Below are 14,171 nucleotides of genomic sequence, written 5' to 3'. Positions count from 1 at the left end.
CACCCCACAAGCGCGCTCCCACAAGAGGCTTACGCCTTGCCTGCCGCTATGTTCACGCTAATGGCGATGATGAACACGTTGAAGAAGAATGCGATGGCGCTGTGCATCAGCGCGATGCGGCGCAGGTAGCGCGTGGTGATCTGCACGTCGGATACCTGGAAGCACATGCCGATGGTGAATGAGAAGTACGCGAAGTCCCAGTAATCGGGCTTTTCGTCGCCGGGAAAATCCAGGCCCTTGTGCTTGTCGCCGAAGTTGCCGTAGAAGCCATGCGCGTAGTGCAGCGCGAACAACGTGTTCATGAAGGCCCACGACAGCACGATGGTGCCCGCGGCGATGGCGATGGCGGCAATGCCACCTTTTTGCGCCGATTCCAGTTCCGTGCTGACGGCCACCAGCACTGTCGCGGACAACACCACGCCGGCCATCAGCGTCGTCCAGCGGCCCACGTCCTGCTTCGCGGCCTCGTCGCGGATCGCGGCCGGGCTCGCGTTGGCGAAGATGCGCAGGATGAGTACCAGATAGACCAGCGCGCCGAAGTCGAAGCCGAGCATGAAGGCCAGCGCGTGCGGCAGGCCAGTGAACTCAAGGACGGCGATGGCCACCGCGGCGGCGAGGCCGCCCGTGAGGAGCCGCGGCCGGGCTTTGAGGTAGCGGCGGGGCCACCAGGGTTTCGTCGTGGGGGTCGGCATGGGGCCGACTATAGCGGCTGCCATTGTCGAAATTCTGTGGGAGCGCGCTTGCGCGCGATCGCGCGCAAGCGCGCTCCCACAGGCGCGGTTACAGCAACCTGGTCGCTTCGACCAAGATGCCCGTGGCCTTGCGCGTGGCGTCCGTCGTGGTCGTTATTTCTTGCCGTGCCTGCGCCCAGTCTTTCGCATCGATGGCATCACCGATGGCGGGCAGCGGTGCGACGTCCTCGCCTTCCTTCCGGCCGGGCGCCTGCAGGAGGTGGCGGTACCACGGCCGCCGCGGCAGGCCGGCCGGTTGCAACCACGCCGTGGCGAAACGGCGCAGCGCGGCGTTCACTTTCGCCGCCTTCGCGGGTGGCAGGTCGCCCGCCGCCGCCGCGGCACCGTCGTAAGCATGGGCGGCGGCCAACAACGCCTGTTGCGCCGCGCGCAGGGCGCCCAACGCCAGCGGCTGCCAGTCCTCGTCAACGGCCGTGGGTGGCTTGAGCTGGCGATAGGCCACGGCCGCCAGCCGGTACGCATCGGCCGCCACCAGCGCGTTGTGCCGCTGCGCCTCGCGGTGGGCTGTTTCCGCACCGGCCTGCAGGCGGTCGATGTCCTTGCCCAGCGCGTCGGCGAACGGCGTGTAACGCCACGGCAGCACGTCGGCGTTGGCGGTGCGCAGCACCAGGCGGGCATTGGTCTGCGCCAGCAGGCGCACGTAGGCGAGCCCGGGGTCGCCGAAGCGCTGGTAGTGCGTGTAGGTGTCGTAGAGCGAGTGGTACACCGGCACGCTCTCGTCATCGCCCGTGCGGTCGTAGCCATAGCGGACGTGCAGCGCCGGTACCCCAAAGCGGTGAGCGAACGGCAGGTAGTCGGACCCCGTGCCGAGCCGCTCGGGCACGATGGCGCCGCTTGCATCCCGGCCCTTCGCCGCCGCATCCACCGCCCGCTTGGCCAGGCGCCGCGCCTGCACGCTGGCGTCCGTTTCCGGGTCGCGCAGGTCGGCGGCCACCCCGTCGACCAGCGCCGCCAGCGACGGGTCGCCACCCGCCGCGAGGAAGCCGCGGCCCGTGGTGTCGTTATTGAGATAGAACACCGCGTGCTTCGCCAGCTCGCCTGCGTGGCGCTCGGCCCAGGCCTTCGAGCCCAGGATGCCGAGTTCCTCGCCATCCCAGCTCGCGAACACCAGCGTGCGCTTCGGCCGGATGCCCCTGGCGGCCAGCTTGCCCAGTGCCTCGGCTTCGGCCAGCAGGGCCGTCGTGCCGGCAAGCGGATCCCACGCACCGTAGACCCACGCATCGTGGTGCACGCCGCGCACCACCCATTCGTCGGGCCACGTACTGCCACGCAAGGTGCCGATGACGTTGTACAGCGTTTGCCATGCCCAGGGTGATGCCACTTCGAGGTGCACGGTGGCGTCGCCGCCGACGTGGTAAGTGAGCGGCAAGCCGCCCTGCCAGCGCAGTGGCACGGCCTTGCCGCCAAGCGCGCGGAGGAAGTGCGCGGCGTCGCCGTAGCCGATGGTCACCACGGGGATCGATAGGTCATCCGTGTGATGCGCGGCCTGGAGCGCCTTCGCACCTTTCTCGTCCAGCACGCTGTCGATGCCCAGCGTGCCGCGCTGCAGGGTGCGATCGGTACGCCACGCGCCCGCCGGGTACACGTCGCCCTTGGGGAAGCCATCCGCCTCGGGGTCGGAATAGATCACCACGCCCACGGCGCCATGTTGCTGGGCCAGCCGGGGCTTCACCCACCGGCCCGCGCCGCTGGACTTCACCAGCACCACCTTCCCTTTCACGGATTCGCCCAAGCGCTCGAGGTCGTCGTAGTCCTTCGCAAGGCCCTCGTTAACGAAGACCAGGGGTGCATCGACGTTACCGTCGGGGCTGTACGACTCCATGCCCGGCAGCACACCGTCGCGGCGCGCGGTATCGGGATCACCATGCACCGCCGGCTCGGTGAAGTCGGCCGCGTAGTGGTCGCCGGCCGCGAGGGCGAGCTTCTGCGTCGTGGGGTAGGCGACGAGGACGCGCACGGGTTCAATCTTCACCTCCCAGCCCCAGCTGCGCAGCGCGCTGGCGATATCGTCGGCGTTCTGCTTGTCGTGCGGCGAACCTACCTGGTTCGGCGCGGAGGTGAGCCGCCTCAGCGTGCCGTCCAGGTCGAACTGGCCGAGCGAGGCATCGACCTGTTGTTCCGCCTGGCGCTCGGCGGCTGTGCCCGTGGCGCCGAAGCCGACCAGCGGCGCGGGATCCTGGGCCGCTGCCGTAGCGGCCGCGCCGGTGGCCAACAGTGTCGCTAGCAAAGTGCGCATGGCCATCACTTCCACCGGTAGGTGACGCTGGCGTAGTAGTAGCGGCCGTTCCAGCTCATGGGCGAGAACAGGCTGTACTTGAAGTTGCCGCTGGTGGAGTTCGCATACTTGGTCTGCTCCGGCCGGGCGTTGGTGACATTGTCCGCCCCCGCAGTGAAGGTCCAGTTGCCCAGGTTGTAATCCGTGGCGAGGTCCAGCGTCCAGCGGTGGTCGAAGTCCTGGTCAAGCGCCGTGCCGCTGTTGCTGAAGACCGTGTAGCTGCCGTAGCGCTGCACATTGGCATGAGCTGCCCAGCGGCCATGCAGGTAATCGAGGCCCAGGTCGAGTTTCGTACGCGGGTTGGTATCGCCCAGCAGGCCCAGCCGCTCGCGGCGTTCCACGCGCTGCACCGCCACGCCCAGGGTATCGAGGATGGCCGGGTTGCCCTTCACCTTCGTCACCTTGTTCTCGTTGTAGGCCCAGCCCAGCGTCGTGGCCAGGCGGTCGCCGTTGGCGAAGTCGAAGGCATACTGGCTGACGACATCCAGCCCGCGCGTGCGGGTATCCACCGCGTTGGTGAAGTAACGAATGGACTGGCAGTTCGCGTCCACGCCGTTGGCGAGGAGGTAAGCGTTTACGGCCGGCGTGTTCACCGGGATATTGGACGACAGGTTGATGCGGTTGTTGATCTTGATCCAGTAGGCATCGACGCTGACGTTCCAGCCCGCCAGCGGCTCCAGCACGAGGCCCAGCGTGGCACTGCGCGACTTTTCCGGCTTGAGTTTTTCGGCGCCCAATAGCGATGCCGCGGCGGCATCGACGGGGAACGTGCCCGACTGCACCAGCACCTGGCCCTGTCCCAGGTCCTGCAGCTGCGACGAGATGTCGGCGTAGTGTTGCTGCACGAGGGTTGGCGCGCGGAAGCCGGTGCCGACGCTGCCGCGCAACGCAACGCGCGACGTGACATCGAAACGGCCCGACAGCGAGCCCGAGGTGGTGCCACCGAAGTCGCTGTAATGTTCGTGGCGGCCGGCCAGCGAAACGGCGAAGCGGTCGGTGAGGTTGGTTTCGAGGTCGACGTATTCGGACACATCATGGCGCTGCCAGTGGCCTTGCAGGTCACCCGTGATGCCGCCGTTGGCCCCGTACTGCGACACGGCGTCACCCGGGCTCACCTTGTACGCCTGGCGCAGGTACTCGACGCCGAACGACACGCTCACCGGGTTCGGCAGCCACGACGGCGCGAACTCCTTGCTGATGTCGACATTGCCGGTCTGCTGCTGGGTCTTGTAGTCGGCTCCCTGGATGAAGAACGGCGTATACCCGTACGCGCGGTACCAGTCCGCGTTGATGGCATGGCTGCGCTGGTCGTATTCGTTCGAGCCATGCGTGGCCGATACATCGTAGTGCCAGCCATCGCCGAGCTCGCCGCGCAGGCCCGCGGTGAGCGTGGTGTCGTTGACGATGGGCACGCTGACGGGCAGGTAGCCCTGCGGGTAGATGGATGCCACGTTGGTCGAATCGCCACGGTGGCGGTACAGGCTGGCCGTTTCGTCACGGTCGCGGCGGTAGATCGCCGTGAAGTACACCTCGGCCGCCTTGCTGAACGCGTATTGCCCGGTAAGCGAGACTTTGTTCGACTGTACGGCCGGGTCGCCGAGCCAGTACACCTTCTTGCCATAGGTGGTGCCCACCGACGCCGCGGTCTGGTCCCGCCCTGCCCGGTTCGTGCCATCGTTGTTTTGCGTGTCGATCGCCACGTGGATCGAACCCTTGTCGCCCAGGCGGAAACCCGTGTCGGCGCTGAGCTGGCGCTGCAGGCCATCGCCCGCGTCGTACCCGCCGAACTTGGCCGTGACCTGGCCGCCCTCGCCGCCCTTCTTCAGGATGACGTTGATGACGCCACCGATGGCATCGGAGCCATAGCGCGCCGACTGGCCGTCGCGCAGCACTTCGATGCGCTCGATGGCCGATACCGGGATGGCGTTGAGGTCGACCGGGTTCGAGCCACGCCCCACCGCGCCGCCCAGGTTGAGGAAAGCGCCACTGTGCTGCCGCTTGCCGTCGATAAGCACCAGCACCTGGTCGGGGCTGAGGCCGCGCAGCGTCACGGGCCGCGCCACTTCGGCGCCGCTGATGGTGGTGGGCTGGGGGAAACTGAGCGACGGCACCAGCCGCGCCAGCGCGGCGGTGAGCTGGGTGGCGCCGGTCTGTTGCAGCTGCTGCGGCGTGATGACATCGATGGGCTGCAGCGAGCTCGAGACGGTGCGTTCGGTGCTGCGGGTGCCCGTGACGATGACGGTATCGAGGTTGCTGGCCTGGCTGGCGTCCTGGGCGTGGGCGGTGGCCGCGAGGGCGAGCGAGACGGCGGCGAAGAGCGGTGCGCGATGGCGCGTGGAGCGGGCTTGCATGAGAGAGGGATCCCCTGGCGTGTTTACAAGGCAACGACCGCCCGCGGCGGCGCGAACGCACCCCCTGGCGACGGCGGTAAATCAAACGAATGGACGGCGCGGCACGCCGCGGGCATGGGCCCGCGGTCGGTGGTGCGTCAACGTGCTAAGCGGCGTGGAACGCCAGGATCAGCCCGGGCGACAACAACACGCGCACGCATCGATACATCGCGGCATGGCCGCGGACGTCATCGAGGGGTTCGGCGTGGTGTGGTTGTCGATGTTCACTGGGGCTGTGTATCGCCTGGCTGTTGCCGCCCGGAGGCGGCGGATGGCAGTGGGCACGCGGCACCTGGAGCGGCACCGCATGCCATTTGTTGCACCGCACCGTGCATTTGTCAACTCAAAAAAAACGCCGCCGTTTTTGCAACGGCGGCGAGGGGAGTCTGCACTTGGCGACCATCCCGTGGTCCGGTTTGTTGTTATGGTCGACGTTTCATCAGAAATCGTACGTGGCGGTCAGGCGTGCATAGCGCGGCGTCTGGAAGTACGAGCCCGTGCCATACGTGTTCGACACGGTGAACGGGCTATCCTCGTACGTCGCGTCGGTCGACAGCGGCTTCTGCTCGTTGGTGACGTTGAACACCTGCAGGCCAAAGGCCAGCTTGTGGTCGGCGAACGACGGGCGGTACTCCACGGCCAGGTCGAGCTGCTTCACCCACGGCTGGCGCTGGTCGCCCGGTGCATAGAACACGCCGTTGCAGGTGTGGTACGACGAGCCATAGCTGATCGGGTCGTCCTCGCCCGGGCCGAAGTAGCCAAGGCACGACTTCGGTGCGCCCGAGGTGAGCCGCAGGCTGCCGGAGAACATCCACTCCGGCGTCAGCTGGTACGAGCCGTACGCTTTCAGCTGGTGCTTGCGGTCGTTGGCCAGCAGGCCGTTGCTGTGGACCATGAGCGCGGCGGCATCCCAGTCCTGCGTCTTCGACACGTCGTTCTGGCCGATATCCGACTTCACCTGGCCTTCCGTGTTGCCGTAGCTCTTCGAGAAGGTGTAGTCGATGCGGCCGGCCCACTTGCCGTCGAACGGGTGGTCCAGGTAGAGGTCCAGCGCGTAGTACTTGCGCTTCGCCCCCTGGTAGAAGCCCCAGTCGTCGCGGCTCATCTTCACTTCGGTACGGCCGCTACCGTCCACGTTGGCGAGGCTGAACGTATTGGTCTTGCCGGGGTTGAAGATGACGCAGCCCGGGATCGTGACGCCATCCGGGTCGATGCCTTCCGCCGTCAGCTTGTCCGCGATCCTGCCGGTGTCGCACACGTCGTCGATGGCCGCCTGCAGCCTGCGCAGCGTGAACTTCGCACCGGTGACCCACTCGGGGCCCAGCGTCTTGTCGAAGCCCAGGATGGCCTCGTCCTGGTATTGCGAATCCAGGTCCCGCGCGGTGATGGCCTTGGCATCGTTCGCCTGGCCGTATTCCCCGTTGGCCGAGACCGGGCCTGGGCCGAGCGGCGTCAGGCCGGTCGGCGTGCCGTTCGCTGTGATGCCGGTGTAGTCGAAGTATTCGCGCGTGTACGTGGATGACGAGGCACCGCGGATGGCCACGCTGTTGGGCAGCGCGAGGTAGTAGCGGCCGAGGTTGCCGTAGATCTTGAAGCTCGAATCGCCAAACACATCCCACGACGAGCCGACGCGGGGCGCCCACTGGTTGCCCGAGTTGACGTAGCTGGCACCGAAGTTGTTGAAGTTCTTGAAGCGGTCGTTGCGCACGCCGACCGTGAGAAGGAACTTGTCGGTGATCTGGTATTTGTCTTCGAGGTAGTACGCCTTCTGCGTCACCGACATGCTCGTCGTGGTCTGGAAGATGTACTTCTGCACGTAGTAGCCGCGGCCGCCCGGGGCGCCGACGCCAAGGCCCGGCACCAGCGGCACGTCTTCGCTGCCCACGCCGGCCTTGCCGTAGATCCACAGGTAGCCCGGCCCCGTGGTGGTGACGCCCTCGTTATGGGCGCTGTAGTACATGTTGTCGATACCACCGGTGAGGTGGTGGTCGCCCACCTGCCACTCCAGGTCGGCGCGCAGGCCGTGCGTCTTGTTGTTGGCATCCGGGGCCTGCTGCTGCGTGGTCACGGTGTTGCCGACGCGCGGGTCCCCGCCCGTGATGAGCGGATCCTGGTTGGTGCGGCCGCTGATGTACGCATCGCCACCGTTACCCGGGTTGCGCAGGATGTCGTCGGTATGGCTCTTGCCGTAGGTGGCGGTGAACGTCAGGTCGTCGGTGATGTAGCTGGTGTACTTGGCGATGCCGTACTTGCTGGCCAGCTTGGTGGTGTCGGCATACGAACCCAGGAAATCGCCGTGGGTGCGGGTCTCGTAGTCGTAGCCGTAAAGCGAACCTTCCTGCTCGTCGACCGAGCGGACGCCGGTCAGTTCGAGGATGTTGCTGTCGTTGATGTTCCAGTCCAGTTTCGCGTAGTACTTCGGCAGGTTGTACGTGTAATGCGTGGTGGCGACGATCGACGAGAGGGCGTTATCGGTACCGGTGCCCTCGGTCTTCTCGGTTTCTGCCGCCACGAACATGTACAACTTGTCCTTGATCAGCGGGCCACCGACGTAGGCGCTCACCGTGCGGGTCCACTGCGTGTCACCCTCGTGCGCGCGGTACAGCGTGCCGGGCAGCGTGGTGTCGGTGTAACCGTAGTTCTCGGGCAACGTGGCGTTCGGGAAGTAACGATTGCCCGGGGTCGCGCGCGCGAACTTGGGTTCCCACAGCACCTGTGCACCGAAGTGCCAGTCGTTGGTGCCGCGTTTGCCGACCTGCGAAATCACGCCGCCGTCCGAACGGCCATACATGGCGCTGTAGCCACCCGTGTAGATTTCCTGCTGGTCGATGGCGCCGTACGGCAGGCTGACGCCGCCCAGGTTGCGCAGCGGATCGGAGGTGTTGTAGCCGTTGATGTAGTAAGCGTTCTCGGTCACGCCCGCGCCGCCAAACGACACCGTGCGGCCAAACGCGCCGTTGCCGGTGACGACGCCAGGGGCGAGCAAGGCGATCGCTTCGGCATTGCGGCCCAGCGGCAGGCGTGCCAGCTGCTCGGATGTCACGACCGTGCGCGAGTCGACCGCGGAGACGTCGATCGGCGGCAGCGCGTTGGCACTGACCGTCACCGATTCGAGCGACTGGGCGTTGGCGGCGGTGGCCGCGCCGACGAATGACACCTCGGAACCGGCGCCGACCGTCAGCGGTACGTTCTTGCGCGAGTCGGTGACCTGCCCGTTCTGCATCACGTTGACCGTGTAGCTGCCGCCGACCGGCAGGTTGCCGACGCGGTAACGGCCATCCTGCCCCACGGGTACTTCGCGGGTGACGCCGTTGGAACCGGCGACCTGGATGGTGGAGCCAGGCGCCGCCTGGCCGAAGATGGTGCCGGTGGTGGCCTGGGCGAGCACGGTGCCCGTGCCCCCGAGGCTGGCCGCGAGGGCGAACGCCAGCGCGGACCGGCGCAGGAACTGCGCCTTTCGGATGTTGCGAGAATTCATTGAACGGCTCCCCGAGTGACCCGGTTGGGTCTGAAATTACGTGGAGAACTTCCCGCCGTCCCTGAGTCGTACACCCTCTCCCCGAGCGTCCGCAGACGGCTGGGAACCACGTGCCACCGCGGGCAAGGCCCCGCGGCGAGCCGAACATAAAACTTACATTTTTTCCGCGTCAATCGGGGAGATCGCAGGAACTCATAGCTGCCGTGACAGTTAGTTCGCAAGATCCTATAACTCGCTATGATTCGTCGATATTTTTTCCTAAGTTACTGTCAGGATAAGAATTTTTCTGATATGCGGCCGTACGGGCCGAGGCAGGCCGGGCGAAATCGTTTTCATCGGTAGGCTGCAGCGGTGCTGTGCGATCATCTCCCGCCCTTCCCCACGCCTGCGCCGCCATGAGTCACTACGACGACGACTACGACACCGAACGCGACCACGACGACGAGGACGGCGACGACACCGTCGAGTCGCATGTCTGGCACCTGCTGCTGCTCATCAACCCGGGCGATGAAGACGGCGCGATGCAGCAGTTCGCCCAGTACCGCGACGCCGTGGAAGACGAAGGCGAGGACGACCCCGTGCGCCTCGTGGCGCAAGTAACCGACTGGCGCTCGGGCTTCGAGGTGGATGCCGACGACACGCGTGCGCTCGTGGATGCCATCAACGAGCTGGTCTCGCGCTGGAGCGATGTCGAGATCGACTGGGGCGGCGACCCTGGCGATGACGAGTTCCACGAAGAGGTGGACGGGCCGGAGATATTCTCGCGCGCCTTCGATTCGTTGAACGAACGCGGCTATACGCTGTGGTCGCGCGAAGCCGACGAGGACGATGTCTACGCCGGCTGGATCACGTCAAGCCGCGATGACGAGCAGATGCGCGTGGTGGCCACCGCCCTAGGCATCAACCTGCGGCTCGGCAACCAGGTGATGTGACGCCGGCGCGGCCATGCGCGTCTTCAGCAGGTCGATGAAGGCGCGCACCTTCACCGTGGGCTGCCCGGCGTATACGGCATAGACGCCGCCCATGGGCAGCGCGTGGTCGCGCAGCAAGGGCACCAGCCGCCCCGCCGCCAGGTCGTCGCGGGCCATGTAGTCGGGCAGCACGGTGATGCCCACGCCGGCCATCGCCAGCGCATGCACCGCGAGCACGCTGTTGGCCTGGGCCGCCGCCTCGACTTGCACGGCCGTCTTCATGCCGGCCACGTCGGTGAACGTCCAGCGCGTCGGCGACGGCAACACGGTCAGCGCCACCCAACGGTGCGTGGCGAGTTCGCCGGGTGTACCCGGCGTGCCGTGCGTGGCGAGGTACCCCGGCGTGGCCACCAGGCACTGCCGCACGTCGGCGAGCCTGGTCGAGCGCAGCGACGAGTCGCGCAGCCAGCCGATGCGGATGGCGACATCGAAACGGTCGGCGATGAGGTCGACGATGGCGTCGCCCACCACCAGCTCGGGTTTTACCTGCGGATAAAGCCGGATGTACTCGGCCAGGGCTGGCGCGACGATGAACGGGCCGTGGTCGCCGGCCGCCGCGATGCGCAGGCTACCCATCGGTGTGTCGCGGCATTCGCCCAGCCGGGTGATGGCGGCCTCGGCATCGGCCACCACGCGCGCGCAATCCTCGTAGAAGAACTGGCCGGCGTCGGTGAGCGACATGCGCCGGGTGCTTCGCAGCACCAGGGTCATGCCCAGTTCCTCTTCGAGCTTCGCCAGGTGCTGGCTCACCATGGCCTTGGTGGTGCCCAGTTGCTCGGCCGCGGCGGTGAACGAACCCGCCCGCACCAGCGTGACGAAGACCGCGAGGCGGTTGAGGTTGATGTCGCTGGCCATGGGTGGGCGCCTTGATCGTAAAGCCAGACTTTACGATGAATTACCTGGCAGGGCATGTTTACGCAACGATGGAAGGCGCATGCTAACGGCCATCCATCGACTTCGATAAGGCCCACCCCATGAACATCGTGCTGTTCGGCGCCATTGGCAACATCGGCAAGGTCATCCTCCAGGAGGCGCTCGACCGAGGCCACCATGTCACCGCCATCGTTCGCGACCCCGCGAAGGTCACCACGAAGCACGCCAACCTCAAGGTCACCCAGGGCGACATCCTTGCGCCGAGCAGTTACGAGGGTGCGCTGGCGGGGGCCGAAGCGGCCATCGCCAGTGTCAACGACCCCAACCCCGATAACGTGCCGAAGCAGGCCGAGGTGCTGCTCGAGACGCTGGCGAAGGCCGGTGTCCGCCGCTTCGCGTGGGTGGGTGGCGCGGGTTCCCTCGAAGTGGCCCCGGGCAAGCGCGTCATCGACGATGCGCATTTCCCGGCCGCGTGGAAGCCCTCGGCCATGGGCATGGTGCGGGCGCTGGAGGTGTTCCGCGCCAGCACGGCCGACATCGACTGGACCTTCGTCAGCCCTGCCGCCCTGATCGAACCGGGCGAGCGCACGGGGGTGTTCCGCGTCGGTGGCGACCAGCTGCTGGTCGACGCCGAGGGCAACAGCCGCATCTCGCAGGCGGATTACGCCATCGGCCTGCTCGACCGCATCGAAAAGGGCGACGCGCCGCGCAAGCGCATCACGTTGGCGTACTGATCCGCTGGGCGGGGCAGCCCTTGTAGGAGCGCGCCTGCGCGCGACATGTTTTCGCCGGACGCAACAGGCCCTGTGGCTCCTTCGCGAAAGGCGTCGCGCGCAAGCGCGCTCCTACATGAGCCGGATGCGTGGCGGGTATACTTCGCGCATGAATTATCGCCATGCCTACCACGCCGGCAATTTCGCCGATGTCATGAAGCACATGGTGCTCGTGGCCCTCATCGACGCGCTGAAGCAGAAGGCCACGCCGTTCTGCTACATCGATACGCACGCCGGCAGCGGCCGTTACGACCTGCGCGGCAACGAAGCCCGCAAGACGGGCGAGGCCGACGAGGGTGTCACGGCCCTCAAGGCCGCCACCGGCCTGCCCCCGTTGCTGTGGAAGTGGCTGGAGACGGTCAAGGCCTGCAACGAGGGCGACGACAGCTTCCGCTTCTACCCCGGCTCGCCCTGGATCGCCGCGCACCTCATGCGCGACGGCGACTCGGCCCAGCTGTGCGAGCTGCACCCCGAGGAAGCCGCCAACCTTCGCCAGCTGTTCCACCACGACAGCCGCGTCCACGTGCACCACCGCGACGGCTACGAGGCCATGAAGGCGCTGGTACCGCCGAAGGAGAAGCGCGGCCTGGTGCTCATCGACCCGCCCTTCGAGCAGCAGGAGGCCGAGTTCCGCATCATCGAAAAAGCGCTGAAGGCCGCCATGGAACGCTGGCCCACGGGTATCTTCGCCGTGTGGTATCCCATCAAGCTGCGCAGCCATGTGCAGCCATTCCATCGCTGGCTGGCCACGAAGAGCGGCGCGAAACGGGTGCTGGCGGCCGAGTTGCTGCTGCACAAGGACGATAGCCCGTCGCGCCTCAACGGCACGGGGATGGTCATCGTGAACGCCCCGTGGAAGCTCGATGACGCGCTCCGCGACAGCCTGAGGGCGCTGCCAAAACTCCTCGGCCAGCCGGCCGAAGCCGAATACAGGCTGACTTGGCTGGTGGAGGAAGGCAAGGATCCGGCTCCCGTACACGTGGCGCATCCATCGCGTTCGGTACCAAGGAGGTAATGTGAGGCCACACGCCAGGAGTCGACTCATGCGCCCGTCCATCGTCCGTCTAGCCGCCCCTGCCGCCGTCCTCACCCTTGCGCTCGCCGCCTGCGCGCCGGCGCCCATCTACAAGGCCACGCCCAGCACCGTCGCGGTGCCACCCGCCCAGGTGGCCCGCCAACCCGAGCGCTACGGCACCTCGGACGTGATCTGGGGCGGCCGCATCGTGCAGGTGAAGAACTACGCCGACCACAGCGAGGTCGAGGTGCTGGCCTATCCGCTGGATAGTTCGCAGCGGCCCAAGGCCGATGACACCGGCAGCGGCCGCTTCATCGCCGCCATGCCGGGGTATGTCGAAAGCCTCGACTTCCCCGCCGGCGGCCTCATCACCGTCTCGGGCCGCCTCAACGGCACGCGCACGGGCAATGTCGGGCAGGCCAGCTACACCTTCCCGCTGGTATCCGTGGGCCAGTCGCACGTTTGGACAGCCAAGGAGATGCAGGGCGGCCACCCCAACATCAACTTCGGTGTGGGTGTCGGCGTCATCCGGTAAGATCCTGCGACTTCACAGGGAGCAGGAACCACGATGTCAGGCCACGCCGATTCCAAGCGCGCGATCTTCCTCGCGCTTGGCGCCAATTTCGCCATCTTCGTCGCCAAGCTCGTCGCGGCCATCTTCACCGGCTCCGGGGCCATGATGGCCGAGGCGGTCCATTCACTGGCCGATTGCGGCAACCAGGGCCTGCTACTGCTTGGCATGCGCCAGGCACAGAGGCCACCCTCGCCGGATTACCCACTGGGCTGGGGGCGCGCGCTGTATTTCTGGTCGTTCCTCGTCGCCATCCTGCTCTTCAGCGTGGGCGGCATGTTCTCGGTGTACGAGGGCGTGCACAAGCTCACGCACGCCGAGCCGCTGAGCTGGCCGTGGCTGGCCGTGGGCGTGCTGGTGTTCTCCATCGTCACCGAGGGCGTGTCGATGCATGGCTGCATGCAGGAAGTGAACAAGGCCCGTGGCGAGCAGCCGCTGTGGCAGTGGTTCCGCGAGACGCGCGCCAGCGAGCTGCTGGTCATCTTCGGTGAGGACCTGGCCGCGCTGATCGGCCTGTGCCTCGCCCTCCTCGCCATCCTGCTCACCATGCTCACGGGCAACCTCATCTACGACGCCATCGGCACCATCGGCATCGGCGTGCTGCTCATCGTCGTGGCGGTGGCCGTGGCGCGCGAGGTGAAGGCGCTGCTGATCGGCCAGGGCGTGGAACCGCGCCGCAAGGCCGAGATGGTGGCCTTCCTCGAAGCCCGCCCCGAGATCGACCAGGTCTACAACGTGCTTACCCTGCAGATGGGCACCGATGTCATGGTGGCCACCAAGGCCAGGATGGCCCCCACGCCCACCGCGCGGGCGATGGTCGAGGCCATCAACATCGTCGAGGCCGATTTCAAGGCGCATTTCAAGGATGTGCGCTGGAGCTTCTTTGAGCCGGATTACGCGGATTAAGAGCGGGGATGGGGGATGGGAAGTGGGGGCGCACTCCCGGTGTGCCGCCCCCACTTCCCACCTCCCACCCCCGCTCTGGCGGGAGCGCGCTTGCGCGCGATAAGCCTACGGAGCGCTAACGGCCGGGCTGTACAATAGCGGGCTAGCCACGCCGAAGACCCCCGCCT

At 66.7% G+C, this 14,171-nt stretch carries 10 protein-coding genes; 5 read left to right on the top strand and 5 right to left on the bottom strand.

Annotation, left to right across the window (positions count from 1 at the left end; genetic code table 11):
- Window positions 1–29: 29 nt before the first annotated feature.
- The 4 genes from VI08_RS06060 to VI08_RS06045 all read right to left on the bottom strand — a co-directional run bounded on the left by VI08_RS06060 (window position 30) and on the right by VI08_RS06045 (window position 8,895).
- Window positions 30–692 (bottom strand): DUF1345 domain-containing protein, encoded by a 663-nt coding sequence (locus tag VI08_RS06060; RefSeq protein ID WP_232309478.1) that lies wholly within the window; start codon window positions 690–692, stop codon window positions 30–32.
- 88 nt (window positions 693–780) lie between these two features.
- Window positions 781–2,988: a transferrin receptor-like dimerization domain-containing protein gene (locus tag VI08_RS06055; RefSeq protein ID WP_198148850.1), complete on the bottom strand. Its 2,208-nt coding sequence runs from the start codon at window positions 2,986–2,988 to the stop codon at window positions 781–783.
- A gap of 5 nt (window positions 2,989–2,993) precedes the next feature.
- Window positions 2,994–5,378, bottom strand: a complete 2,385-nt coding sequence (locus tag VI08_RS06050; protein ID WP_045828654.1) for a TonB-dependent receptor plug domain-containing protein — start codon at window positions 5,376–5,378, stop codon at window positions 2,994–2,996.
- Between the two features lie 478 nt (window positions 5,379–5,856).
- On the bottom strand, window positions 5,857–8,895 hold the full coding sequence (locus tag VI08_RS06045; RefSeq protein WP_045828653.1) for a TonB-dependent receptor plug domain-containing protein: 3,039 nt from the start codon (window positions 8,893–8,895) through the stop codon (window positions 5,857–5,859).
- A gap of 395 nt (window positions 8,896–9,290) precedes the next feature.
- Here VI08_RS06045 and VI08_RS06040 point away from each other — a divergent pair, with 395 nt between their 5' ends.
- Window positions 9,291–9,827, top strand: coding sequence for a DUF6630 family protein (locus VI08_RS06040; RefSeq protein ID WP_045828652.1), 537 nt, complete (start codon window positions 9,291–9,293; stop codon window positions 9,825–9,827).
- On the opposite strand, the gene VI08_RS06035 is transcribed toward VI08_RS06040, so the two are convergent.
- Complete coding sequence (locus tag VI08_RS06035) at window positions 9,789–10,721, bottom strand: LysR family transcriptional regulator (protein ID WP_045828651.1); 933 nt, start codon at window positions 10,719–10,721, stop codon at window positions 9,789–9,791. The two genes, VI08_RS06040 and VI08_RS06035, sit on opposite strands and share 39 nt — an antisense overlap.
- A 119-nt stretch (window positions 10,722–10,840) precedes the next feature.
- Between VI08_RS06035 and VI08_RS06030 the strand changes: the two genes are divergently transcribed.
- From VI08_RS06030 to VI08_RS06015, 4 genes are all read left to right on the top strand, one after another.
- Window positions 10,841–11,473: an NAD(P)-dependent oxidoreductase gene (locus tag VI08_RS06030; RefSeq protein ID WP_045828650.1), complete on the top strand. Its 633-nt coding sequence runs from the start codon at window positions 10,841–10,843 to the stop codon at window positions 11,471–11,473.
- A 148-nt stretch (window positions 11,474–11,621) separates the two neighbouring features.
- Window positions 11,622–12,527, top strand: coding sequence for a 23S rRNA (adenine(2030)-N(6))-methyltransferase RlmJ (locus VI08_RS06025; protein WP_045828649.1), 906 nt, complete (start codon window positions 11,622–11,624; stop codon window positions 12,525–12,527).
- 28 nt (window positions 12,528–12,555) lie between these two features.
- Window positions 12,556–13,062 (top strand): Slp family lipoprotein, encoded by a 507-nt coding sequence (locus VI08_RS06020; RefSeq protein ID WP_045828648.1) that lies wholly within the window; start codon window positions 12,556–12,558, stop codon window positions 13,060–13,062.
- A 33-nt stretch (window positions 13,063–13,095) separates the two neighbouring features.
- Window positions 13,096–14,004: a cation diffusion facilitator family transporter gene (locus VI08_RS06015; protein ID WP_045828647.1), complete on the top strand. Its 909-nt coding sequence runs from the start codon at window positions 13,096–13,098 to the stop codon at window positions 14,002–14,004.
- The last annotated feature ends 167 nt before the right edge of the window (window positions 14,005–14,171 follow it).

The sequence above is a fragment of the Luteibacter yeojuensis genome (assembly GCF_000964085.1).
GTDB lineage: Bacteria > Pseudomonadota > Gammaproteobacteria > Xanthomonadales > Rhodanobacteraceae > Luteibacter > Luteibacter yeojuensis_A.
The sequence above is the reverse complement of the archived record's forward strand: the minus strand, read 5'-3'. Positions and strand labels throughout refer to the sequence as shown.

Coding starts and splice junctions, on each gene's coding strand:
- VI08_RS06020 (WP_045828648.1), top strand. CDS start 12,556: ATGCGCCCGTCCATCGTCCGTCTAGCCGCCCCTGCCGCCGTCCTCACC.
- VI08_RS06055 (WP_198148850.1), bottom strand. CDS start 2,988: ATGCGCACTTTGCTAGCGACACTGTTGGCCACCGGCGCGGCCGCTACG.
- VI08_RS06060 (WP_232309478.1), bottom strand. CDS start 692: ATGCCGACCCCCACGACGAAACCCTGGTGGCCCCGCCGCTACCTCAAA.
- VI08_RS06045 (WP_045828653.1), bottom strand. CDS start 8,895: ATGAATTCTCGCAACATCCGAAAGGCGCAGTTCCTGCGCCGGTCCGCG.
- VI08_RS06040 (WP_045828652.1), top strand. CDS start 9,291: ATGAGTCACTACGACGACGACTACGACACCGAACGCGACCACGACGAC.
- VI08_RS06050 (WP_045828654.1), bottom strand. CDS start 5,378: ATGCAAGCCCGCTCCACGCGCCATCGCGCACCGCTCTTCGCCGCCGTC.
- VI08_RS06015 (WP_045828647.1), top strand. CDS start 13,096: ATGTCAGGCCACGCCGATTCCAAGCGCGCGATCTTCCTCGCGCTTGGC.
- VI08_RS06025 (WP_045828649.1), top strand. CDS start 11,622: ATGAATTATCGCCATGCCTACCACGCCGGCAATTTCGCCGATGTCATG.
- VI08_RS06030 (WP_045828650.1), top strand. CDS start 10,841: ATGAACATCGTGCTGTTCGGCGCCATTGGCAACATCGGCAAGGTCATC.
- VI08_RS06035 (WP_045828651.1), bottom strand. CDS start 10,721: ATGGCCAGCGACATCAACCTCAACCGCCTCGCGGTCTTCGTCACGCTG.